This window comes from Amnibacterium sp., from assembly GCF_051956055.1.
GTDB lineage: Bacteria > Actinomycetota > Actinomycetes > Actinomycetales > Microbacteriaceae > Amnibacterium.
In genome coordinates this window covers 18615-40522 of the sequence record NZ_JBQCGC010000031.1, presented here as the reverse complement: position 1 = coordinate 40522, position 21908 = coordinate 18615, and the positions used below count along the sequence as shown (strand labels likewise).

Sequence of the window (21908 nt, the reverse complement as noted above, 5' to 3'; positions counted from 1 at the left end):
GCGGCCGTCGCCGCGGTCCTCGTCCTCGCGGTGGCGATCGTGCTCCGCCTCCGGGCGCGGAACGCCGGTCAAGCGGAGAACACGCCCGGCGGTCGCTGACGATTTCTTGAGTCGCTCAACTCTCCGCGAAGGTGGGGCGATGGAACCCTTCGAGCCGGCCGGCCGCCTCCGTGCCGCCGGGCTCAAGGTGACCAGGGGCCGCGTCGCGGCGCTCGACGCCCTCGCTGCGCACTCCCATGCGACCGCCGAGCAGCTCCACGGCCGCATCACGGCGGCGGGGGTGCCGATGACCCTCCAGGCCGTGTACCTGGCCCTGCAGGTGCTGACCGACCACGGCGTCCTCCGCCGCATCGAACCGGCCGGGTCCGCGGCGCGCTACGAGGTGCGGGTCGGAGACAACCACCACCACCTCGTCTGCACGCGGTGCTCCCGCGTCGTCGACGTCGACTGCGCGGACGGGGCGGCGCCGTGCCTGCTGCCCGCCGACGACCACGGCTTCTCCGTCGCGGAGGCGGAGATCACGTTCTGGGGCGTCTGCCCCGACTGCGCTCACGCGCGGACCACGGAAGGAAGAGGAATCGCATGACCGAAGGCTCCTTCACCACCACGAACGGCGGCGCGCCGGTCGCGAGCGACGAGCACTCCCAGAGCGTCGGCCCCGACGGGTCCATCCCGATCACGGACCACTACCTGCTGGAGAAGCTCGCGCAGTTCAACCGTGAGCGCGTCCCCGAGCGGGTCGTGCACGCCAAGGGCGGCGGCGCCTTCGGCACCTTCACCGTGACGAACGACGTGTCGGCCTACACCCGGGCGGCGCTGTTCCAGCCGGGAGCCGAGACCCGGATGCTCATCCGCTTCTCGACCGTCGCGGGCGAGCAGGGCAGCCCCGACACCTGGCGCGATCCCCGAGGGTTCGCGATCAAGTTCTACACGTCCGAGGGCAACTACGACCTCGTCGGCAACAACACCCCGGTCTTCTTCATCCGCGACGGCATCAAGTTCCCCGACTTCATCCGCTCGCAGAAGCGCCTCCCTGGCAGCCACCTCCGTGACAACACGATGCAGTGGGACTTCTGGACCCTCTCCCCGGAGAGCGCGCACCAGGTGACCTGGCTGATGGGCGACCGCGGCATCCCCGCCTCCTGGCGGCACATGAACGGCTACGGCTCGCACACGTTCCAGTGGATCAACGCCGACGGCGAGCGGTTCTGGATCAAGTACCACTTCCACACCGACCAGGGCAACACGACCCTGAGCCAGGAGGAGGCGGACAAGATGGCCGGCGCCGACGCGGACCACCACATCCGCGACCTCTACACCGCGATCGAGGACGGGGACTTCCCCTCCTGGACCCTCAAGGTGCAGGTCATGCCGTACGAGGACGCGAAGTCCTACCGGTTCAACCCGTTCGACCTGACGAAGGTGTGGCCGCACAGCGACTACCCGGAGATCGAGGTCGGGAGGATGGTGCTGAACGAGAACCCGGAGAACTACTTCGCGCAGATCGAGCAGGCGTCGTTCGAGCCGTCGAACCTCGTCCCGGGCATCGACGGCAGCCCCGACAAGATGCTGCAGGCGCGCATGTTCAGCTACGCGGACGCGCACCGCTACCGGATCGGAACCAACTACCAGCAGCTCCCCGTGAACGCACCGGTCGCGCCCGTGCACTCGTACTCCAAGGAGGGCGCGATGCGGTACTCGTTCGCAGCGGCGGACCAGCCGGTGTACGCGCCGAACTCCGTCGGCGGCCCGCACGCTGACCCGAAGCGCGCTGCGGAGTCGCCCGGCTGGCAGTCGGACGGCGAGCTCGTGAGGAGCGCCGCGACCCTGCACCCGGAGGACGACGACTTCGGCCAGGCCGGCACCCTGTACCGGGAGACGATGGACGACGAGCAGCGCGCCCGGTTCCTCACCACGATCACCGGCCACGTCGGCGGGGTGAAGGACCCGGTCATCCGGGACCGCGCGGTGCAGTACTGGCGCAACGTCGACGCGTCACTCGGTGACGCGCTCGCCGCCGCGCTGCCGCCGCTCGAGCAGCCGCTGCCCGGCGACGCCCAGGAGGCGAAGCCCGCGCCCGCTGCCTCCGACTGGGCGCAGGCCACCGCGCAGTAGCCCGTCTCAAGTTCGCGGATCCGGAGATTTTCGGCGACACCCCGCTGCGAAGCGCCTTCGCGCGGGGTGTCGCGGAATTCCTCCGGATCCGCGAAGGGTGACGGAGGGGGCGGGTACCGTGCGCGCGTGCCAGAACCCGTCGACGCGTGGTGGGAGCGCCGTCGCGCCTCCACCGGTCGCGACGTGCCGTACGCGGTCGGGCGCTACTTCCACGAGTGGCACCGCTACCCGGTGCTCGTGAAGCAGTACCACGCGGAGCTCAATCAGGGCATCGTGCTGAGCCAGGTTCCGCTCGCCGCCGACGTGTGGCTGCAGTGGGAGTGCGACGCGGGCCACCGCTTCATCGCGACCCCTGAGGAGCAGCGGATGCGCCCGGGCGGCGGCAGGAGGCGCCGCTCCGCCTGGTGCCCGCGGTGCGCGGAGGGGGCGCTCGCCCGGCCCGTCGGCACGGGCGCGCCCGCGAGCAGGAGGCGGGTCGGCCCGCTCTGCACGAAGACGCCCGACCTCCCGCCCGGTGAGGCGTTCGTCTCCGTCTGCGCGCCGCGGGCCGCCTCCGCCGCCGAGCCCGCGCTGCAGCAGCGGCTCGCGCAGCGGCTCGTCTGGGACGCGACACCGAACGCGATCCGGCTCAAGGAGCCGTTCTTCGACCACCTCGAGGCGTGGCCCGACCTGGTGCTCGCCGACCTGCGCATCGCGGTCGAGCTCGACACGGTGGGCCGGTACGGCCTCGAGCACTCGGGACGCCGGGAGGCCGTCGACGAGCGCAAGGACCGCCTCGTCCGTCGCGCCGGCTGGGAGGTGGTGCGCGTCCGCCTCGACCCGCTGCCCGCGATCGGCCCGTTCGACCTCACCGCGCCCTCGGTGTCGAACGCGCTCGCCGACCGGCTCGTGGACTGCTTCCGCGAGATCCGGGGTCCGCTGCTCGTCGACGCCTATCTGCGCTGACGTCCAGCGGCGACCCGGTGGGATGGGCGCATGCCGACCCTGCGGAACGCCGTCCGGATCGTGCTCGGGAGCGCGCTCGCGATCACCGGGGCGACGCATCTCACCGTCGCCCGCGCCGGGTTCCGCGATCAGGTGCCGGGCTGGGTGCCGTTCGACGCGGACGCGACCGTGCTCGTGTCCGGCGCGGTCGAGATCGCGCTGGGCGCCGCGCTCGTCGCGCTGCCGGCCGAGCGGCGGCGGATCGGGGTCGTCATCGCCGCGTTCCTCGTGGCCGTCTTCCCCGGCAACCTCTCGCAGTGGCGCCATCGGCGCGACGGGCTCGGTTTCGACACCGACGCGAAGCGGCTCGCCCGCCTCCCCTTCCAGCCGCTGATGATCGCCGCGGTGCTCTGGTCGACCCGCGACTGAGCACGGCCCTGCGCCGTCGGCGGGGTGTGCGAGCGTTGCGGGGTGAGCGCGGACGACTCCTGGCGGCTGGCCCTCGACGGCCTGCTCGGCGACCGCCCCGCCGCGGAGCCGGGCATCGATGTCGTGCCGCTCGCGCTGCAGGTGCAGGCGCGGGAGCTGCTGCCGCGCACCGCGCACCGCTGGAACGGCCCGACCACGCGCGCGGCAGGCGGCGACGCGGTGGGCGCCCTCCGGCTCGGCGTGCGGCCCGTGACCCGCACCGACTCGGGCTGGGCGCGGGGCGCGCTCACCTGGCAGTCGCTGCCGCACGTCCGGCACCGGCTGCACCTGGACGCGGCGCAGCACCGGTGGGCCTGCGAGCTCGGTGCGCTGTTCCGCGCGGCGGTGCCGGCCGCCGCCGGGCAGGACCCGGACTGGCTCTTCCTCGACGAGGCGCCGAACCCGCTGCTCTGGGAGCTGCTCGCGCAGGGGGAGGCGCTCGGGGTGCCGCTCGTCGCACCGGCACGGGGGTCCGCCCGGCTGGGCGGCGCCGCGGTGCTCGCCCTCGACGCGGTGCGGGTGCAGGAGGGCTTCCGGGTCGCCCCGCGGCTCGAGGTCGACGGCGAGCCGGTCGACGTGTCCCGGGCGCATCCCATCGGCGATCACGGCGTGTGGACCGTCGCCGACTCGCCCGCGCACGTCGTGCTCGCCCCCTTCCCGGCCGCCGTCGACCCCGGCCTGCTCCGCCGGGATCCGCTGCTCGTCCCGGCCGACGCGGCGGACGAGCTCCGGGAGCGCTGGCTGCCCGCGCTGCAGGAGCGGTTCGCCGTCGTGAGCAGCGACGCGTCCGTCCCGATCCCGGAGCCGGGGGCACCCCTCCTGGTCCTCACCGTCCGCTCGGACGCGGCGGGGCGGGCCACGCTGCTCTGGCGCTGGGAGCGGCTGCTCGGTCGTCCCGCGCCCGCCACGCCCCGCGCCGCCGCGCTGCTCCCGCCCGGCTGGTGGCCGGCGCGCGGCCTGCCCGCGCCCCGCACGCTGAGCGACGAGGAGGCGCTCGACTTCGCGATCGACGTGGTGCCGGCGCTCTCGGCGCTCGAGGACGTCCGGGTCGAGCACCTCGGCGCCCCCGCCCCCGAGGTGCTCACGGGCGAGCCGGTGATCGAGGTCGCGGTCGCCCCCACCGAGCGCACGGACTGGTTCGACCTCGGGGTGACGGTGACGATCGACGGGCGGGACATCCCGTTCGGCCGGCTGTTCGAGGCGATCGCGAAGGGCCGCAGGCGGCTGAAGCTCGTCGACGGCACCTTCCTCTCGCTCGCGCACCCCCGGCTGCAGGCGCTCGTCGCGCTGGTCGAGGAGGCCGCCGAGATCCCCGAGTGGGCCTCGGGGTTCGCGGTGCCGCGGGAGGCGGCGGCCCGCTGGGCCGACTTCGAGGACCTCGCGGACGAGTCGGAGGAGACCGTGCGCTGGCGGGCGCTCCGGGCCGCCGTCTCGGCGCCGCCGGAGCCGGTCGAACCGCCCGCCGGCCTGCGCGCCGCGCTGCGGCCGTACCAGCGGGTCGGCCTCGACTGGCTCGCATTCCTCCGGCGGCATGGGCTGGGCGGCGTGCTCGCCGACGACATGGGGCTCGGGAAGACGCTGCAGTGCCTGGCGCTGGCCCAGCACGCGCACGAGACGACCGCGCCGGAGGACCGCCGGCCGATCCTCGTCGTCGCGCCGACCTCCGTCGCCTCCAACTGGCTCGCCGAGGCCGCCAGGTTCACGCCCGACCTCGTCGTGCGCCGGGTCGCCGACGCCGACGGCCCGGCTGCGCCGATCGCCGCCGCGGTCGACGGCGCGGACCTCGTCGTGACGACCTATCCGCGACTCCGGCTCGACGCCGCCGTGTTCACCCGGCTCGCAGCCGACGGCGCGTTCGCGGCCGTGATCCTCGACGAGGCCCAGGCCGTGAAGAACGCGGGATCGATCACCCACCAGGTCGTGCGCGACCTGCGGGTGCGGCCCACGATCGCGGTCACCGGCACGCCCCTCGAGAACTCGCTGACGGAGCTGCAGGCGATCCTCGCGCTGACCGCACCAGGGCTGTTCCCGTCGGCCCGGCGCTTCCGGGAGGAGTACCTGCGCCCCATCGAGGGCCTCCGCGCGGGCTACACCGAGGGGGCTGGAGCGGGCAGCGCGCCGGAGGCGAACGCGGCGCAGCGCGCCGACGCGCTCGCGCGCCTCCGGAGCCGCATCCGCCCCTTCGTCCTCCGGCGCACGAAGGAGCAGGTCGCGCCCGAGCTGCCGCCGATCGAGGAGCAGGTGCGGTCCGTCGACCTCGCTCCCGCGCATCGCGAGCTCTACGACGTGACGCTGCAGCGCGAGCGCCGCAAGCTCTTCGGGCTGCTGCCCGACATGGACCGCAACCGCTTCATCGTGCTGCGGTCGCTCACGCTGCTCCGGCTCCTCGCCCTCGACGCGGCGCTGGTCTCGGAGGAGCACGACGGCGTCCGCTCGAGCAAGCTCGACCTGCTCGCCGAGGAGCTCGCGGAGGCGCTCGCGGAGGGCCGGCGCGCCCTCGTGTTCAGCCAGTTCCCCTCCTACCTGCGCCTGGTCGGCGCACGGCTCGACGCGGAGGGCGTGCCCTGGACGGTGCTGGAGGGGAGCACCCGCGACCGGGACGCCGTGATCGACCGGTTCCGCACCGGCGAGGCGACCGTGTTCCTGATCAGCCTCAAGGCGGGCGGCTTCGGGCTGAACCTCACGGAGGCGGACCTCGTGTACCTGCTCGATCCGTGGTGGAACCCGCAGGCGGAGGCGCAGGCGGTCGGCAGGGCCCACCGCATCGGGCAGGACCGGCCGGTGACGGTGCGGCGCCTCGTCGCGGCGGGCACCATCGAGGAGAAGGTGCTCGCGCTGCAGCGCCGCAAGCAGGACCTGTTCGACGCGGTCGTCGACGACGGCGAGCCGTTCTCGGCGGCGCTCACCGCGGACGACGTCCGCGACCTCCTCGCCTGAGCCACGTCCGGTGCGGTGGACGGCGGCGCAGCCGCGGCGTGGAAGCATTGACCCCGATGAGCGCGGCGGGACGGGATCGGCTGCGCATCGGTCTCCTGATCGCCGGGATCGCCCTGCTCGCGTTCCAGCTGCGGAGCCCGCTCGTCGCCCTCGCGCCGGTGGCGGCGGAGGCGCAGCGCGGGTGGGCGATCTCGCCGGCCGCTTTCGGGCTGCTGACCACCGTCCCCCTCCTGTGCTTCGGCCTCGCGACGCCGATCGCGCCCTGGCTCGCCCGGCGGGTGGGGATCGAAGGCGCGATCGAGGTCTGCATCGGCGGGATCGTCGTCGCGACCGTCCTCCGCTCGATCGACGGGTTCGGCGTCGCGATCGCCGCCGTGGTGCTGCTCGGGCTCGCGATCACGATCGGGAACGTGCTCGTGCCCGCGGTCATCCGCCGCGACGTGCCCGCGCGGGGCCGTGCCGCCGCCACGAGCGTCTACTCCGTCGCGATCAACGTCGGCACCGTGATCACGTCCGTCATCACGGTCCCCCTCGCCGCGCTGCTCGGCTGGCGGGTGGCCGTCGCGGCCTGGAGCGTCGGTGGCGTCGTCGCCGCGATCGTCTGGCTCGTCGTCCTCCGCCGCGCGCGCACCGAGGCGCGCCTGGCGCTGCCGACGACCGCGCCTGCCCGCGTGCCGTTCCGGCCGGACGGCCTGGCCGTCGTCATCGCGGTCGCCTTCACCGCGCAGTCGGTCAGCTACTACGGCGTGACGACCTGGCTGCCCACCCTCCTCGCCGACGAGCGGGGCTACTCGCCCGCGGTGGCGGGCACGGCGTCCTCCGTGTTCCAGCTCGGCGGCATCGTGGGCGCGATCGTCGTGCCGCTGCTCCGGCTGCGATTCCGGCCCCGCACGGTCATCGCGGTGATCGGCGTGCTCTGGGTGAGCCTCCCGGTCGTGCTGCTCGTCGCTCCCGAGCACTTCGTGCTGGGGAGCATCACCGGCGGCATCGCGCAGGGCGGCGGGTTCACCGCGGTGTTCACGATCATCGCGGAGGTGGGCGGCGATGCGCGCCGCACGACCGCGCTCTCCGCGTTCGTCCAGACGTGCAGCTACCTCGTCGCCGCTGCCGCGCCGCCCGTGGTGGGCGCGCTGCACCAGCTGGCCGGCAACTGGACCGTGCCGATGCTGGTCGTGCTCGGGTCGACGATCGCGTTCCTCGTCTTCGGCGTGCTCGCCGCCACCCTGGCCTCGCGCCGAGCGCCCGCCTGATCCGCGCGGTCAGCGCTTCGCGGCGGCCTTCTGCGCCTGCTTGAACTCGCGCACCTTCGCGAGGGAGGCTGGGTCGACGATGTCCGCGACGGACCGGTACCCCTCGTCGCCGTAGGCCCCGGCCGCCTCCCGCCACCCGGGGCCCGCGAAGCGGTCGCGCTTGCCGAGGAGCGCCAGGAAGATGCGCGCCTTCTGGTCCCCGTAGCCGGGCAGCGCCTTCAGCCGCCGCAGCACCTCGGCACCGTCGGGGTCGCCCCGAGTCCAGATCGCGCTCGCGTCCCCGCCCCACACCTCCAGCACCGCGGTCGCGAGCGCCTGGACGCGCGCGGCCATCGATCCCGGGTACCGGTGCACGGCCGGCGACTGCGTGAACACGGCGGCCAGGTGCTCCGGGTCCTCCGCGGCCAGGGTCGCCGGGTCGACGGCGCCGAGCCGGTCGCGGATCTTCGCGGGCCCGGCGAACGCGGTCTCCATCGCGACCTGCTGGTCGAGCAGCATCCCGACGAGGAGCGCGAACGGGTCGGAGGAGAGGAGCGCATCGGCGGCTTCGTCGCCCGTGATGTGCAGGTCGGTCATGCCCCGACCGTATCCCCGGCCGGCGCGGCGACGCCCCGGAGCAGCGCGGCGGCGACGAGCACGAGCGCCCCGCACGCGGCCATCGCGGCGCCCGGGGAGAGCAGCGCGCCGAGCGGACCGGCGAGCAGCGGGCCGACGCCCTGGGCCGTCATCATCCCGACGGAGAGCAGACCGAACCCGACGCCCTGGCGGCCGGCGGGCAGCGCGTCGCGGTAGTCCCGCTGCTTCCCGAGCTCGTACGCGAGCCCGGTCGACGAGACGAGCAGCAGCAGCGCGGCGACCGGGGTCGCGGGCGAGAACGCGAGCGGCAGGAGGGGCAGGCCGACGAGCAGCAGCAGCGGGAGCACGAGACGCTCCCGCGTCGCGGGCCGCGCCAGCCTGCCGACGAGCAGCTCGCCCGCGAGCGCGCCGGCGGGCGGCGCCCCGATCGTCAGCGCCGTGAGCAGGCCACCGGCGTGCTGCGCCCCGGCGTATGCGACCGCGAGCGACTCCGCGCCGACGAAGAGCCCGAGCGGCACCCACCAGAGCAGCAGCAGGTCGCGCAGCAGCGGGATCCGGAGGACGGCGCGGTAGCCGCGCAGCGTCTCCGCCGGGTGCCAGCGGTCGGCCCCCTCCCGCTCGCCGGGGAGGGAGGGGAGTCCGATCGCGAGCACGACCGCGGAGGCGGCCTGCAGCCCCGCGGCGATGAGGAGTGCGGGCGCCGGGCCGAGCGCCTGCAGCGTCGCGCCGCCGACCGCGATGCCCGCGAGCTGCGAGGTCATCGACGTGATGGTGAACAGGGATCGCCCGAGCACGTAGCGGTCGCCGTCGAGCAGCCGCGAGACGAGCACCGACTGCCCGGTGGAGAAGAGGGGCTGCAGGAGCGCCGCCGCGGCGACCACCGCGAGGCCGCCGCCCAGCCCGAGGGCCCCGGAGGCGAGGAAGGCGGCCGCGACCATCCGCATGACCGCACCGAGGGGGAGGAGGACGCGCGGCGGCACCCGGTCCGCGAGCGACGGGAGGACCGCGCCGCCCAGCACCTGGGGCAGGAAGCCGGCCGCGAACGCGATCGACGACCACGCGGGCGAGCGCGTCGTGTCGTACACGGCGACCGAGAACGCGAGCACCTGGAGCGACGCGGCGGCCATGCTCAGCGTGGCGCCCGCGTAGAGCGCGGGATAGCCGCGGCTCGCGAACACCGCGCGATAGGTGGTGCGCGCCTCGGTCATGGCACGAGCCTGCGGCGCGGTGCCCCACGCGCCTACACTTTCGCCCCGCGGCGAAAGGACGGCGGTGATCCGGCTCGAGGTGGGATCCGCGGACGTCGCGGCGTCGCGCTTCGCCGTGTCGCCCACGTTCGAGCTGGCGCAGCTGGTCAGGAGCCTCGCGGCGGGCGCCCCAGGCACGCCGGTCGCCCGCCGGTACGGTTCGCGGTTCGCCGCCGACGACCCCGCGCTGCGGACCTTCGCGTACCTGCAGGGTCCTCGGGTCGGCGCGACCTTCTCCGCGCCGCCGCCCGCGGGCATGGCGCAGACGATCGACGACGACCTCGCGGTCCTCACCGGCACGGATCCGGAGACCGTGCGGCGGGAGGTGGACGAGATCCGCGCGCTGCGGCGCCCGGCGCCCGACGTCGCGGCCGTCCTCGACGACGCGGCCTTCGTCGACCGCCTCGCCGACGCCCTGCGTCGCGCGTGGGAGGTCCTGCTCGCCCCGGACTGGCCGCGGGTGCGCGCGGTGCTCGAGCGGGACGTGCGGTTCCGTGCCGAGCGGCTGGGCGAGGAGGGCTGGTCCGCCGCCGTTGCGGGCATGCACCGGCAGCTCACCTGGACCGGCGACGCGATCGTCGCGGACCGGCCCACCGAGGTGCACGAGGACCTGCGGGGCCGCGGCCTGCTGCTCGTGCCTTCCGTCTTCATCGGGCAGGGCCTCGCGATCTACGGCGAGGGCGGCTGGCAGCCCGCGATCGTCTACCCGGCGCGGGGTGCGGGGCTCGTGTTCGAGGAGGCGGCGGTGCCCACCGACCCGCTCGCGCCGCTGCTCGGCCGGACGCGGGCCGGGCTGCTGCTCGCGCTCGAGACCCCGTCCTCCACGACCCAGCTGGCGGCGCTGACCGGTGCGTCGATCGGGGCCACCGGCGATCACCTGAAGGTCCTGCTCGACGCCGGCCTGGTCTCCCGCGCCCGTGTCGCCCGCTCCGTCGTCTACCGCCGCACCCCGCTCGGCGACGCGCTCGCGACGCCCTGACGGGTTGTGGCGGCGCCGCGTCTCCCGTACCGTCGACGCCGTGCTGCTCTGAGAACCGGTTCCGCGCCCGCGTCCGAGGCGTCGTCGAACCCGTCCTCGAGAGCCTCCTGCGCTCCGATCCGACGTGCGACGACCGTGCCCGGCGGGCGATCCTCCCGTGTTCGGAAGGCGCCCCATGGCCCATCAGCTCCGCATCGACGGCATCAGCCGCACCTTCGCCGACCGCCGCGTGCTCACCGACGTCTCGCTGACCGTCGGGCCCGACGCCCGCGTCGGCCTGATCGGCGAGAACGGGGCCGGCAAGTCCACGCTCCTCCGCATCGCGGCGGGGCTCGACGAGCCGGACGCCGGGGTCGTGCACGCGCCCGCGCGCACCGGCCTCCTGCGCCAGGAGCTGCCGTACCCGCCGGAGGAGACGGTCGGCCGCGTGCTGGAGGACGCGCTCGCGGAGGCGACCCGCGCCGCCACCGCCGTCGAGGCCGCGTCGGCCGCGGTCGCCCGCGGCGAGCCCGGCGCCCCGGCGGCGCTCGCCGACGCGCTCGCGACGGCGGAGGCGACGGGGGCGTGGAGCGCCGAGGCCAGGAGGGGCGAGGTGGCCGCCGGGCTCGGCGTCGACGCGATCCCGGCGGCGAGGACCGTGGGGTCGCTCTCCGGCGGTCAGCGCTCCCGGGTCGCGATGGCGGCGCTCCTGCTGGCCCGTCCGACCGCGCTGCTGCTCGACGAGCCGACCAATCACCTCGACGACGCCGCGATCGGGTTCCTCGAGCGCACGCTCGCCGCATGGCCGGGCCCCGTGCTGTTCGCGAGCCACGACCGCGCGTTCCTCGACGCGGTCGCGACGCGCGTGGTCGACCTCGATCCCGCGCCCATGCCGTTCCCGCACGTGGTCGCGGGCGACGACGCGGGCTCCGGGTACGGGGTGCGCTCCTCCAGAGGGGGCTACACCGCGTACCTCGCCGAGCGCCGGGCGGAGCGCTCGCGCTGGGAGCGGCGGTTCGCCGAGGAGCAGGAGGAGCTGACCGGGCTCCGGCACCGCGTCGCCGTTACCGCCCGGCAGACGAACAGGAAGGACACCCCGCGCACCGAGGGGCGCGCCTCGGCCAAGTTCTATTCGGACAAGGACGCGAAGGTGACGAGCCGGCTGGTGCGGAACGCGCGGGTGCGGCTCGAGACCCTGGAGCGCGAGCAGGTGCGCAAGCCGCCGCCCGAGCTCCGGTTCGCAGGCCTCACGGCGCCGAAGGGCACCGTCGCGGACGGCGCCCTGGTCCGCGCGACGCGAGCGGAGGTCGCCGGCCGGCTGGCCCCCACGACGCTGTCGATCGATCCGGGAGCGAAGCTGCTCGTGACCGGGGCGAACGGCGCAGGCAAGTCGACGCTGCTGCACCTCCTGGACGGCCGCCTCGCGCCCACCGGGGGTGCGGTCGACCGGGCCGCGCGGCTCCGTTCGGCGCTCCTCGCCCAGGACGTCGTGTTCACCCGGCCGGAGGCGACCGCCCGGGACGCCTACCGGGCGGCGGTGGGGGAGGCGCGGGCGGAGGCGGTGCCTCTGTCCGTGCTCGGGCTCGTCGCCGGACGGGACGCCGACCGGCCGGTTGGTGCCCTCAGCGTCGGCCAGCAGCGGCGGCTCGCGTTGGCGATCGCGATCGCGGATCCGCCCGACCTCCTCCTGCTCGACGAGCCGACGAACCATCTCTCGCTCGCGCTCGCCGAGGATCTGGAGGAGGCGCTCGGTACCCATCCTGGCGCGGTCGTGGTAGCGAGCCCCGACCGCTGGCTGCGCCGCCGCTGGCCCGATCGGGCCCTGCACCTGGCTGCGGGAGGATGGGCGCATGCCCGGTGACAACCTGACCCGCGTCGAGGCGGAGGAGCGCGCGGCGCTCGTCGCCGATCTCGAGTACGACATCGCGCTCGACCTCACGATGGGCCGGGAGGTGTTCGGCGCGACGACGACGATCCGGTTCCGGGGCACCCCGGGCGCACCGACCTTCCTCGACGCCCTCACCGTGGCGGTCGAGTCGATCCGCTTCAACGGCCGCGACCTCGACCCGGCCGTCGCCGACGGGACCCGCATCGCGCTCCCGGCGCTCGCCGAGGAGAACGAGGTCACGATCGCGGCGACGATGCGGTACTCGCGGTCGGGGGAGGGCCTGCACCGCTTCGTCGACCCCGCGGACGGCCGCGTCTACCTGTACACGCAGCTCGCGACCACCGACGCCCGCCGGGTGTTCCCCTGCTTCGAGCAGCCGGATCTCAAGGGGCGGTTCACCCTCGAGGTCACCGCGCCGGACGGCTGGGACGTCCGCTCCAACCAGCCCGTCGCCGCCCAGGAGGCGGTGGGCGACGGCGACCGCTGGTGGCGGTTCGAGCGCACCGAGCCGCTGTCCACCTACCTCCTGGCCCTCATCGCGGGCGACTGGGTGGCGCACACGAGCGAGCTCACGTCCTCCGACGGCCGGACGATCCCGCTCGGGGTGCTCACCCGCGCCTCCCTCGCGCCCTTCATCGACCCGGAGGAGATCGTCGAGACGACGAGGGGCGGCTTCGGCTTCTACGAGGACGCCTTCGGGATCCCGTTCCCGTTCGTGAAGTACGACCAGGTGACGGTCCCCGAGTACAACTGGGGCGCCATGGAGAACCCGGGCCTCGTCACCTTCAACGAGACGTTCGTGTTCCGCTCCACCCCCACCGAGGCGCAGCGCGAGCAGCGGGCGATGGTTGTGCTCCACGAGCTCGCGCACATGTGGTTCGGCGATCTCGTGACCATGCGCTGGTGGGACGACACCTGGCTGAACGAGTCCTTCGCGACGTTCATGTCGTTCCTGGCCACCGCGGAGACCACCCGGTGGACGAACGCGTGGGCGACCTTCACCACGAGCGAGAAGAACCACGGCTACGAGCAGGACCAGCTGCCCTCCACCCACCCGATCGTCGCCGACATCGCCTCCGTCCAGGACATCGCCGTCAACTTCGACGGCATCACCTACGCGAAGGGCGGCAGCGTGCTGAAGCAGCTCGTCGCCTACGTGGGGCGGCGCGAGTTCTTCGCGGGGGTCGCGGCGTACCTGCGCGAGCACGCCTGGGGCAACGCGACGCTCGCGGACCTGCTCGCGCGCATCGCGGCGGCGAGCGGCCGCGACCTCGCCGCGTGGAGCGCCGAGTGGCTCGAGACGGCGGGCGTGAACACGCTCGTGCCGGAGATCGAGACGGACTCGAAGGGCGTCGTCACGCGGTTCGTCGTGAAGCAGCTGCCTGCCCCCGTCGGCGACCCGATCCTCCGGCCGCACCGGCTCGCGGTGGGGCTGTACCAGCCGGAGGGGGAGGACGGCGCGCTCGTGCGGGTGCAGCGCGAGGAGCTCGACGTGGTCGGCGAGCGCACCGAGCTGCCGGCCCTCGTCGGCAGCAGGCGGCCGGCCCTCGTGCTCGTGAACGACGACGACCTCGCGTACGCGAAGGTGCGCCTGGACGCCGCGTCCCTCGCCGTCGCGCAGGAGGCGCTGTCCTCGGTCGCCGCGGACCTGCCCAGGACGCTGCTGTGGAGCGCGATCTGGGACATGACCCGCGACGGGGAGGCGTCGCCCTCCGACTTCGTGCGGCTCGTGATCGACCACCTCGGCGCCGAGACCTCCGCCCCGCTCCGCGGCACCCTCCTGCAGCAGGTCGTCATGGCAGCGGAGGAGTACACGGACCCGGCCGCGCGCGCGGGTGCGCTGGAGACGCTCGGCGACGGCCTGCTCCGCCTGCTCGCGCACGCGGAGCCCGGTTCGGACGCGCAGCTGCAGCTCGCGCGGTCGTTCGCTCGCGTCGCGCGGACCCCGCAGCAGCTGGACCGGCTCGCGGACCTCGATGCCGGCGCCGCCGAGGGGCTCCCGCTCGACCCCGACCTGCGCTGGGCGCTGCTGACGGGGCTCGTCGCGGGCGGCCGGGCGGGGGAGGCGGAGATCGCCGCCCTGCTCGCCACCGACGACACGACGAGCGGCCACGAGCACGCCCTGCTCGCCCGCGCCGCGATCCCCACGCCGGAGGCGAAGGCCCGGGCCTGGGCGGCGCTGTTCGACTCGGCGGAGCTCACGAACTCGCAGGTCGAGTCGACGGTGCGGGGCTTCTCGCGCGTGCTCGACCCCGCGCTGCTCGAGCCGTACGTCGACCGGTACTTCGCGGGCGTCGAAGCGGTCTGGTCGTCGCGCTCCTTCGCGCTCGCGGAGCCGATCGCGGAGGGTGCCTACCCGCGTCCGCTGGCGTCGGCGGCACTCGCGGACGCGGCCCGCTCCTGGCTCGCCGCGCACCCGGCCGCGCCGGCGCCGCTTCGCCGGATCGTCTCGGAGAACCTGAGCCGCACGGACCGCGCGCTCGCCGCCCAGTCCCGCGACCGAGCCTGACGCGCCTCCCGCGCCTCCGCCGCCGAGAGCACTTCGGCAGGCTGATCGCACTTCAGCAGGCTGAGCACGTCCGACTGAGCCTGCCGAAGTGATCAGAGCCTGCCGAAGTGCTCGGGGGTGCGGAGGAGGAGTGCTGGGCAGTGCGGAGGAGGGGAGGCGGGTTCGGCCCAGGTCGGCGGCCTAGCGTGGACGGGTGACCGGCAGCATCCCCCTCCGTATCGGCTACAAGGCGTCCGCGGAGCAGTTCGCGCCGCGCGACCTCGTCGAGCTCGCCGTCGGGGCCGAGGCCGCCGGCTTCGACTCCGTGGCGACGAGCGATCACTTCCAGCCCTGGCGGCACACGGGGGGCCATGCGCCGTTCTCGCTCGCCTGGATGGCCGCGGTCGGCGAGCGGACCTCGCGCATCACGATCGGCACCTCCGTGCTGACGCCGACGTTCCGCTACAACCCGGCGGTGATCGCCCAGGCGTTCGCGACGATGGGGGAGCTGTACCCGGGCCGCATCTGGATCGGGGTCGGCACCGGGGAGGCGCTGAACGAGATCGCGACCGGGTTCCGGGGCGCTGGCGAGCAGGAATGGCCCGAGTTCAAGGAGCGCTTCGCGCGGCTCCGGGAGGCCGTGCGGCTCATGCGCGAGCTCTGGACGGACGAGCGGGTCAGCTTCGAGGGCGAGTACTACTCGACCCACGACGCGAGCATCTACGACCGCCCGGCGACCCCGGTGCCGGTGTACGTCGCGGCCGGCGGTCCCGTCGTCGCGAAGTACGCGGGCCGCGCGGGCGACGGCTTCATCTGCACCTCCGGCAAGGGCATGGACCTCTACACCGAGAAGCTCATCCCCGCGGTGGAGGAGGGTGCGGCCGCCGCCGGCCGTGACGTCGGCGCGATCGACCGGATGATCGAGATCAAGGTCTCCTACGATCCCGACCCGGAGGCCGCGCGCGAGCACACCCGGTTCTGGTCGCCGCTGTCGCTCGGCAAGGAGCAGAAGCACGACATCACCGACCCGGTCGAGATGGAGCGGGCGGCGGACGCGCTGCCGATCGAGCAGATCGCGAGCCGCTGGATCGTCGCCTCCGACCCGGACGAGGTCGCGGAGCGGATCGGCGAATACGTCACGGCGGGCTTCACCCACCTCGTGCTGCACGACCCGCGCGACGACCAGCGCCGCTTCCTGGAGCTCTTCGAGCAGGACCTCGCGCCCCGCCTCCGCGCGCTCGGCTAGGGGCCGGAGGAGCGGCTCGCGTCAGGCCAGCTGCTCCACGATCGCCGCGCCGAGGTCGTCGCCGGAGCACCATGCGGCCTCGACCCGGCTCCGCTCGCTCCAGCCGTCGCCGCAGAACCCGACGCCCTCCGGGGTCAGGAAGAAGGTGCGGTCGCGCGGCTCCCGCGGGTGCGCGAAGCTCCAGCGGTGCACGATCACGTCGATCGGGTCCAGCGGCACGCCGAGCACGCGGCGCATCGCGTCGAGTACCGACGCGGCCGCCGCCTCCGGGGCCGACAGGTGGATCGACGCGACGTCCGACCTCGTGTGCGCGACGAGCACGGGTGCGCCGTCGCCGCGGCTCCTGCCGTCGTCGGCGAGCCACCGGATCGGCAGGTCCGAGACGAACGCGGCGTCGAACTCCGGCCACGAGCGCTCCGCGAACCGGGCGGCGACCGCGATCGCCGGCGCATACGGCTGCGCGGCCGCCGCCTGCAGCGCCGGATCCGTCAGGAGGCGGACCGCCTGCGGCCCCGGCATCGCGAGCACGACGGCGCGAGCGGGCGTCCCGTCCACCTCCGGACCGGGGCCGACCGTGCCGACGACCCGGCGCTCGACGTCGAGGCCGCGGGCGAGGTCCTCCGCGAGGCTCCGCATCCCGCCCGGCGCGGCGTACCGCATCGGGCCCGGCTTCGCCTCCCCGAGCCCGTGGGCGTCGGCGACCCGGAACCTGTCGGTCCACGCGCGCAGCAGCCCGCGGGCGGTCCAGTCGTCCGCGACCGCCCGGAAGCGGTCGTCCGACACCGTGCAGTAGGGCGCGCCGAGGTCCACCTCGTGCCCATCGGAGGTGCGGGCCCCCAGCCGGCCGCCCGGCCGCCTGCCTCGGTCCAGCACCTGCACCCGCAGCCCCGCATCGACGCAGCGTCGTGCGCAGGCGAGGCCGCTGAGTCCCGCACCGACCACGACGACGTCCACAGTCACCCGTCGATCCTCGCAGGGGCGCCCGCCGCGAGCCGGGGAGCGCGGTCAGCCCGGGAACGGCGTCATCCCGTGCCCGGAGCACGCCGCCGCACCCGGGTACACGTGCAGTCGGCCGTTCGCCGCGCGGCAGAGGACCGATGCGGGGGACGGGGCCGGGGAGGCGCCGGCGCCGGCCGCGCGGGAGGCCCCGCCCGCGCCGGGTCCGGCCGCCGCGCACGCGTGCAGCGCGGCGGCGGGCAGGCCGCTGCGCTCCACCTCGACCGACCGGGTCGGGGTCCCGTGGCACACCACCGCCACCCGGTCGGAGGCGGGAGCGCCCTTCCCGGAGCTCGCCGCGCTCCCGCTGGAGGTGCCCACCAGCACGGGCCGGACGAGCACGAGCCCGCCCCCGAGCAGCGCCACGGCGAGCGCGGCGCCCGCGACTCCGGCGGCGCGGCGCGCGGCGCGGCGGCGGAGGTCGATCCGTCGCTGCACCCCGCGCTCGATCCGGCGCAGCTGGTCGTCGGTGGGGAGGCCGTCGCTCATCGCTCGTCCTCCAGATCCCTGCGCAGGCGCGCGCGGGCACGGCTCAGCCGGTTGCGGACCGCGCCCTCGGTGAGCCCGAGCCGCGCCGCCGCCTCCGCGTACGCGACGTCCTCGACGAGGCAGAGCCGGGCCACGGCCGCGTCGAGGGGCGGGAGGGCGTCGAACGCCCGGCGCAGCAGGTCCGCGACCTCGCTGTGCTCCTCCGCGGGGAACCGCGGCTCGCGGGCCGCCTCCGCCTCGTGCAGCACGCGCCGCACCCGGGCGCGCCGTCGGTTGGCCGCGAGGTGCTTCACGGTCACGATGAGCCACGGGAGCGCGGAGTCGCCGACGAGGTGCACGCGGTGCCGCTTGCGCCACAGCAGGAGGAACGCGTCCTGCACCACCTCCTCCGCGTCCGGCTTGGACTCGATCGAGCGGTACGCGACGGCGTAGAGGGGGCCGGCGTGCCGGTGCACGATCTCGCCGAAGGCCGCCTGGGCGCCTGCGCCCGTGCGGGCCAGCAGGTCGGCGTCGCTCAGCGCTCCTGGCACCGTCGCCTCCCGCCGATCGCGCGATCGGTCGGCATCCTGCCAGGCGCCGGGCACGGAGGGGAGGGCCGTCGTCACGCCGACGTCGCGCGCGTGCGGCGGCGCACCACCCGCACGGCGAGCGCGGACAGGGCGCCCACGACGCCGAGCGCGAGTAGCCACGGCAGCGCGACGCCGAACCCCACCGCGAACGCCGCGAGCGCGTGCACGAGCCCCTGCGTGCCGGCGAGGAGGCCGCCGACGAAGTCCGACGGGCCGGCAGGCGGTACCGCCGCGGGGACGACGACGGACACGTCGAGCGTCGCGGACGCGACCTGGTCGGCCAGGGTCCGCTGCTGCGCCAGCAGCTGCTCGAGCGACGTCTGCCGGTCCGTCAGCGCGCCTTCCAGCTGCACGAGGTCGGTGCTCGACGTCGCCTTCGCGAGCAGCTGCTGCAGCCGGGTGATGGAGGCGCGGAGGCTCGTGATCCGCACGCCGGTGTCCGTGACGCGCGCGGTGACGTCGCTCGAGTCGACGGTGAGGTCCCGCACGTGCCCGGTGTGCTCGATCGCGGTCAGGACCGGCTCGAACCCCGCGGCGGGGATGCGGACCACGAGGTGCGCGGACGGCCTGCCGCTCGGGTCCGCGGTGCTGCGGTCGATGCGGCCGCCTGCCGAGTCGACGAGGCTCGTGATGCGGTCCGCGACCGCGATCGGGTCCCGGGCGACCAGGTGCAACGTGCCGGTGGTGACGATCGAGCGGTCGGCGGAGGTGCTCGCGGCGTCGGATCGGCTGCCGGAGGCGACCGACCCCTTGGCGGCGGCGCCGCCGACGGCGCTCGACCCGCTCGACGCGCTCGCGGTGCAGCCGGCGAGGGAGGCGATGGCGATCGCTGCGGCGAGGGCGGTGGCGAGGATCCTGGTGCGCACACCCCTCCATGTGCGCTGCGGCCGCCTCCGTCTCGCGCCGCGGTGCGCCCTGCCCTACGAGTCCGCAGGCAGCGCGGCCGCGAGGTCCTCCCACAGGTCGTCGACGTCCTCGAGCCCGACCGAGAGCCGCACCAGCCCCTCCGGGATCGTCGGCGCTTCGCCCGCCCAGCGGCGGCGCCGCTCGAGGCTCGACTCGACCCCGCCGAGGCTCGTCGCCGCGCGCCACAGCCGGACGCCGTGCACGAGCGCGTCCGCCGCCGCCGCGTCCGAGAGCACGATCGAGACGATCGCACCGAACCCGGGATACCGCGTCTCGGTGACGCCCGGGTGCCCCTCCAGGCGCCGTACGAGCCGCTGCGCGGTCGCCTGTGCGCGCTCGAGCCGCACCGGCAGCGTCCGGAGGCCCCGGAGGGCCAGGAACGCCTCGAACGCGGAGGGCACCGCGCCCCCGAGCGAGCGGGCGCCCGTCACCTTCGCCACGAGCTCGGGATCCGTCGCCACCACGGCCCCCATCAGCAGGTCGCTGTGACCGGCCAGGTACTTCGTGACCGAGTGGACGACGAGGTCGGCCCCGTGCTCGATCGGCCGTTGCAGGAGGGGCGTCGCGAAGGTGTTGTCGACCGCGACCAGCGCGCCGGCGGCATGCGCGCCGCGCACGATCGCGGGCACGTCCGCGAGCTCGAGCGCGGGGTTCGTGGGCGACTCGAGCCAGACGAGCGCGGCGCCGCGCGCCGCGGCGATCACGGCCGCGGTGTCCGTGATGTCGACCCACGCCGCGCGGACGGCGTCGCGCGCCTCCAGCTCCTGCAGCCGCGCCACGGTGCCCGTGTACGAGTGACGGGGCGCGACGACCGTGCCGCCGGTCGGTACGAGGTCGAGCACCGCGCTGACCGCCGCCATGCCGGAGGCGAACGACACGCAGGTGCCGCCCTCGAGCTCGCCGAGCGCCGCCTCGAACGCGGCCCAGGACGGGTTGGCGTACCGCCCGTACTCGAGCTCGCCGAAGGAGCCGTACGTCGAGGCGAGCACGACCGGCTGGTTGAGCGGTGCATCGGGCGCAGCGGGCGGGCGGCCCGCGGTCACGGCTCGGGTGGCGAATCGCAGGGGGCGGGAACCGTCGTCCATGCCGTCATCCTCCCGCGCCCACCGCGCTCACCAGGGCACGGGGGTGCCGTCCCAGGAGAAGAAGCCTCCCGTCGGTCCGTCGTCCGGCAGCAGCGCGAGCCGCACGGCGCCGGCCGCCGCCTCCGCAGGATCGCCCCCTCGCGACATCCCGGGGAGCAGGTTCGTGCGGCGCAGCCCGGGGGCGAGCGCGTTCACCCGTGCCCCCGACCCCTCGGCGGCGAGCGCCTGCGCGGTGTGGAGCGTCACGGCGTTCAGCGCGGTCTTGGACGATCGGTACGCGGTGCCCCCGCCCTGGACCGCCCGCCAGTCGAACTGCGGGTTGTCGCTCGTGGTCCAGGTGAGCGACGCGGTGCCGCTCGACACGTTGACGATTCTGGGATGCGGTGAGCGGCGGAGCGCCGGCAGGAACGCGGCGGTCACGGCGACGACCGCGAACACGTTCGTCTCGTAGGCGCGGCGGAAGTCGTCGAGCGGGCCGCCGAGCGGATCCGCCCCTCCCGGGTTGATGCCGGCGTTGTTGACCAGCACGTCCAGGGCGTCGACGGAGGCGGCCGCTGCGGCGATCGAGTCCTGGTCGGTCACCTCGAGCTGGAGGGGCCGGGCCCGGTCTCCGGAGGCGGACAGTTCGTCGATGGCAGCGCGCAGCCGGTCCGGATCCCGGCCCGCCACGTGCACGATCAGTCCGGCGTCGAGCAGCTGTCGCGCGATCTCGAGGCCGATGCCGCTCGTGGCGCCCGTGACGAGCGCGACGGAACCTGGTCCCGGTGCGGTGTCGTTCATGTCGTCTCCGATTCCAACTCCAACGATGGGGTTGGAGAAAGCGTACCCCTGCGCGGGCACCTCTACCGTTGGCGGCATGGCGTGGGACACCGAGGGCACGCGGCGGCGGCTGCAGGAGGCGGCGACGGCCGAGTTCGCCGAGCACGGCCCCGACGGCACCACCATGACGCGCATCGCGGCGCGTGCGGGGGTCAACAAGGAGCGCCTGTACGCCTACTTCGGGGACAAGCGGGCGCTGTGGGAGGCCGTGCTCACCGCGGAGCTCGACCGCCTGGCGGCGGCCGTCCGCCTGACCGGCGCCGGCTTGGACGACCTCGGCGAGTTCGCGGGCGCCACCTTCGACTTCCATGCGGCCCACCCGCAGCTCGCGCGGCTGCTGCAGTGGGAGGGGCTCGTCGGGGGTGAACCGGCCGCCGCCGAACCGCGCGGCGCCCACTACCGCGAGAAGGTCGAACGGTTCGCCGAGGCCCAGCGGGCGGGCGTGCTCGACCCCTCGCTCGACGCAGGCCACGTGGTGTTCGCGCTCATCGCGCTCGCCGCGTGGTGGCAGACCGTGCCGCAGCTGGCCGCGATGATCACCGGCGCCGATGTCGATGATCGGCAGGAGCGAGCGCGGCGCCGCGCGTTCGTCGTCGAGCTCGCCCGCAGGATGGCCGCGCCGAGGGCCTGACCGGCCTCGGAGCGTCGGTCAGTCGAGCGGCTGCACGAGCTGGATCAGATTGCCCACCGTGTCGCCGGATGCGCCTTGGGTTCGAGGGAGAGCTGTGTGGCGTCCGGCGAGTCGGAGGACACGACGGTCAGCCAGCGGAACTCGCCGAGCGGGACGTCGGCGGCGACCCGGAAGCCGAGCGGTCCGGTGTAGAAGGCGAGCGCGCGGTCCTGGTCGTCGACGAAGACGCTGACGGTCCGGAGTCTCATGTCGGGTCCTTCTCGTGGTCGGCATCCGCCGCCCCTCACCCTAGGCAGGGCGGCGGCTGCGCGAAAGG

The 21908-nt window shown here is 74.9% G+C and carries 20 protein-coding genes; 11 read left to right on the top strand and 9 right to left on the bottom strand.

Annotated elements, in window-relative coordinates:
• The first annotated feature begins 139 nt into the window (after positions 1-139).
• From ACTHLI_RS04770 to ACTHLI_RS04745, 6 genes are all read left to right on the top strand, one after another.
• Positions 140-586, top strand: coding sequence for a Fur family transcriptional regulator (locus tag ACTHLI_RS04770; protein ID WP_440181872.1), 447 nt, complete (start codon positions 140-142; stop codon positions 584-586).
• On the top strand, positions 583-2115 hold the full coding sequence (locus tag ACTHLI_RS04765) for a catalase (RefSeq protein ID WP_440181871.1): 1533 nt from the start codon (positions 583-585) through the stop codon (positions 2113-2115). The genes ACTHLI_RS04770 and ACTHLI_RS04765 overlap by 4 nt, the downstream gene beginning before the upstream one ends.
• A 126-nt stretch (positions 2116-2241) precedes the next feature.
• Positions 2242-3060 carry a hypothetical protein gene (locus tag ACTHLI_RS04760; protein ID WP_440181869.1) on the top strand — a complete coding sequence of 273 codons (819 nt, stop codon included), beginning with the start codon at positions 2242-2244 and terminating at the stop codon, positions 3058-3060.
• Positions 3061-3090: 30 nt separating this feature from the next.
• Positions 3091-3468 carry a DoxX family protein gene (locus ACTHLI_RS04755; protein WP_440181867.1) on the top strand — a complete coding sequence of 126 codons (378 nt, stop codon included), beginning with the start codon at positions 3091-3093 and terminating at the stop codon, positions 3466-3468.
• 42 nt (positions 3469-3510) lie between these two features.
• Positions 3511-6444 carry a DEAD/DEAH box helicase gene (locus tag ACTHLI_RS04750; protein WP_440181866.1) on the top strand — a complete coding sequence of 978 codons (2934 nt, stop codon included), beginning with the start codon at positions 3511-3513 and terminating at the stop codon, positions 6442-6444.
• Positions 6445-6500: 56 nt separating this feature from the next.
• Positions 6501-7694, top strand: a complete 1194-nt coding sequence (locus ACTHLI_RS04745) for an MFS transporter (protein WP_440181865.1) — start codon at positions 6501-6503, stop codon at positions 7692-7694.
• A gap of 9 nt (positions 7695-7703) precedes the next feature.
• Here ACTHLI_RS04745 and ACTHLI_RS04740 read toward each other — a convergent pair whose 3' ends face one another.
• Complete coding sequence (locus ACTHLI_RS04740) at positions 7704-8270, bottom strand: HhH-GPD-type base excision DNA repair protein (protein WP_440181864.1); 567 nt, start codon at positions 8268-8270, stop codon at positions 7704-7706.
• Positions 8267-9478, bottom strand: coding sequence for an MFS transporter (locus ACTHLI_RS04735; protein ID WP_440181863.1), 1212 nt, complete (start codon positions 9476-9478; stop codon positions 8267-8269). Before ACTHLI_RS04735 ends, ACTHLI_RS04740 begins: the two co-directional genes overlap by 4 nt.
• A gap of 64 nt (positions 9479-9542) precedes the next feature.
• Between ACTHLI_RS04735 and ACTHLI_RS04730 the strand changes: the two genes are divergently transcribed.
• The 4 genes from ACTHLI_RS04730 to fgd all read left to right on the top strand — a co-directional run bounded on the left by ACTHLI_RS04730 (position 9543) and on the right by fgd (position 16097).
• Entirely contained in the window at positions 9543-10496 is a 954-nt protein-coding gene (locus tag ACTHLI_RS04730) for a DUF5937 family protein (RefSeq protein ID WP_440181862.1), read from the top strand.
• A gap of 175 nt (positions 10497-10671) precedes the next feature.
• Positions 10672-12336 carry an ABC-F family ATP-binding cassette domain-containing protein gene (locus ACTHLI_RS04725; RefSeq protein WP_440181861.1) on the top strand — a complete coding sequence of 555 codons (1665 nt, stop codon included), beginning with the start codon at positions 10672-10674 and terminating at the stop codon, positions 12334-12336.
• Positions 12326-14872 carry an aminopeptidase N gene (gene pepN / locus ACTHLI_RS04720; protein ID WP_440181859.1) on the top strand — a complete coding sequence of 849 codons (2547 nt, stop codon included), beginning with the start codon at positions 12326-12328 and terminating at the stop codon, positions 14870-14872. Before ACTHLI_RS04725 ends, pepN begins: the two co-directional genes overlap by 11 nt.
• Before the next feature lie 193 nt (positions 14873-15065).
• Complete coding sequence (gene fgd, locus ACTHLI_RS04715) at positions 15066-16097, top strand: glucose-6-phosphate dehydrogenase (coenzyme-F420) (protein WP_440181858.1); 1032 nt, start codon at positions 15066-15068, stop codon at positions 16095-16097.
• A 21-nt stretch (positions 16098-16118) separates the two neighbouring features.
• On the opposite strand, the gene ACTHLI_RS04710 is transcribed toward fgd, so the two are convergent.
• The 6 genes from ACTHLI_RS04710 to ACTHLI_RS04685 all read right to left on the bottom strand — a co-directional run bounded on the left by ACTHLI_RS04710 (position 16119) and on the right by ACTHLI_RS04685 (position 20922).
• Complete coding sequence (locus ACTHLI_RS04710; protein ID WP_440181856.1) at positions 16119-17057, bottom strand: NAD(P)/FAD-dependent oxidoreductase; 939 nt, start codon at positions 17055-17057, stop codon at positions 16119-16121.
• A gap of 45 nt (positions 17058-17102) precedes the next feature.
• Complete coding sequence (locus ACTHLI_RS04705; RefSeq protein ID WP_440181855.1) at positions 17103-17582, bottom strand: hypothetical protein; 480 nt, start codon at positions 17580-17582, stop codon at positions 17103-17105.
• Positions 17579-18112: an RNA polymerase sigma factor gene (locus ACTHLI_RS04700; protein WP_440181854.1), complete on the bottom strand. Its 534-nt coding sequence runs from the start codon at positions 18110-18112 to the stop codon at positions 17579-17581. The genes ACTHLI_RS04705 and ACTHLI_RS04700 overlap by 4 nt, the downstream gene beginning before the upstream one ends.
• 71 nt (positions 18113-18183) lie before the next feature.
• On the bottom strand, positions 18184-19017 hold the full coding sequence (locus tag ACTHLI_RS04695; RefSeq protein ID WP_440181852.1) for a DUF4349 domain-containing protein: 834 nt from the start codon (positions 19015-19017) through the stop codon (positions 18184-18186).
• 54 nt (positions 19018-19071) lie between these two features.
• The gene (locus ACTHLI_RS04690) at positions 19072-20142 is read right to left on the bottom strand and encodes a trans-sulfuration enzyme family protein (RefSeq protein WP_440181851.1); all 1071 of its coding nucleotides are present in this window, start codon (positions 20140-20142) and stop codon (positions 19072-19074) included.
• 27 nt (positions 20143-20169) lie between these two features.
• Positions 20170-20922: an SDR family NAD(P)-dependent oxidoreductase gene (locus ACTHLI_RS04685; protein ID WP_440181850.1), complete on the bottom strand. Its 753-nt coding sequence runs from the start codon at positions 20920-20922 to the stop codon at positions 20170-20172.
• Positions 20923-20998: 76 nt separating this feature from the next.
• Here ACTHLI_RS04685 and ACTHLI_RS04680 point away from each other — a divergent pair, with 76 nt between their 5' ends.
• Positions 20999-21592: a TetR family transcriptional regulator gene (locus tag ACTHLI_RS04680; protein ID WP_440181849.1), complete on the top strand. Its 594-nt coding sequence runs from the start codon at positions 20999-21001 to the stop codon at positions 21590-21592.
• A gap of 44 nt (positions 21593-21636) precedes the next feature.
• Here the strand turns inward: ACTHLI_RS04680 and ACTHLI_RS04675 are convergent, their stop codons facing one another.
• Complete coding sequence (locus ACTHLI_RS04675) at positions 21637-21840, bottom strand: VOC family protein (protein WP_440181847.1); 204 nt, start codon at positions 21838-21840, stop codon at positions 21637-21639.
• Positions 21841-21908 lie beyond the last annotated feature (68 nt).

What these genes read in the sequence shown, in the direction of transcription:
- ACTHLI_RS04770 (WP_440181872.1), top strand. Translation starts at nt 140, where the DNA reads ATGGAACCCTTCGAGCCGGCCGGCCGCCTCCGTGCCGCCGGGCTCAAG.
- ACTHLI_RS04765 (WP_440181871.1), top strand. Translation starts at nt 583, where the DNA reads ATGACCGAAGGCTCCTTCACCACCACGAACGGCGGCGCGCCGGTCGCG.
- ACTHLI_RS04755 (WP_440181867.1), top strand. Translation starts at nt 3,091, where the DNA reads ATGCCGACCCTGCGGAACGCCGTCCGGATCGTGCTCGGGAGCGCGCTC.
- ACTHLI_RS04745 (WP_440181865.1), top strand. Translation starts at nt 6,501, where the DNA reads ATGAGCGCGGCGGGACGGGATCGGCTGCGCATCGGTCTCCTGATCGCC.
- ACTHLI_RS04740 (WP_440181864.1), bottom strand. Translation starts at nt 8,270, where the DNA reads ATGACCGACCTGCACATCACGGGCGACGAAGCCGCCGATGCGCTCCTC.
- ACTHLI_RS04735 (WP_440181863.1), bottom strand. Translation starts at nt 9,478, where the DNA reads ATGACCGAGGCGCGCACCACCTATCGCGCGGTGTTCGCGAGCCGCGGC.
- ACTHLI_RS04725 (WP_440181861.1), top strand. Translation starts at nt 10,672, where the DNA reads ATGGCCCATCAGCTCCGCATCGACGGCATCAGCCGCACCTTCGCCGAC.
- pepN (WP_440181859.1), top strand. Translation starts at nt 12,326, where the DNA reads ATGCCCGGTGACAACCTGACCCGCGTCGAGGCGGAGGAGCGCGCGGCG.
- ACTHLI_RS04705 (WP_440181855.1), bottom strand. Translation starts at nt 17,582, where the DNA reads ATGAGCGACGGCCTCCCCACCGACGACCAGCTGCGCCGGATCGAGCGC.
- ACTHLI_RS04690 (WP_440181851.1), bottom strand. Translation starts at nt 20,142, where the DNA reads ATGGACGACGGTTCCCGCCCCCTGCGATTCGCCACCCGAGCCGTGACC.
- ACTHLI_RS04685 (WP_440181850.1), bottom strand. Translation starts at nt 20,922, where the DNA reads ATGAACGACACCGCACCGGGACCAGGTTCCGTCGCGCTCGTCACGGGC.
- ACTHLI_RS04680 (WP_440181849.1), top strand. Translation starts at nt 20,999, where the DNA reads ATGGCGTGGGACACCGAGGGCACGCGGCGGCGGCTGCAGGAGGCGGCG.
- ACTHLI_RS04675 (WP_440181847.1), bottom strand. Translation starts at nt 21,840, where the DNA reads ATGAGACTCCGGACCGTCAGCGTCTTCGTCGACGACCAGGACCGCGCG.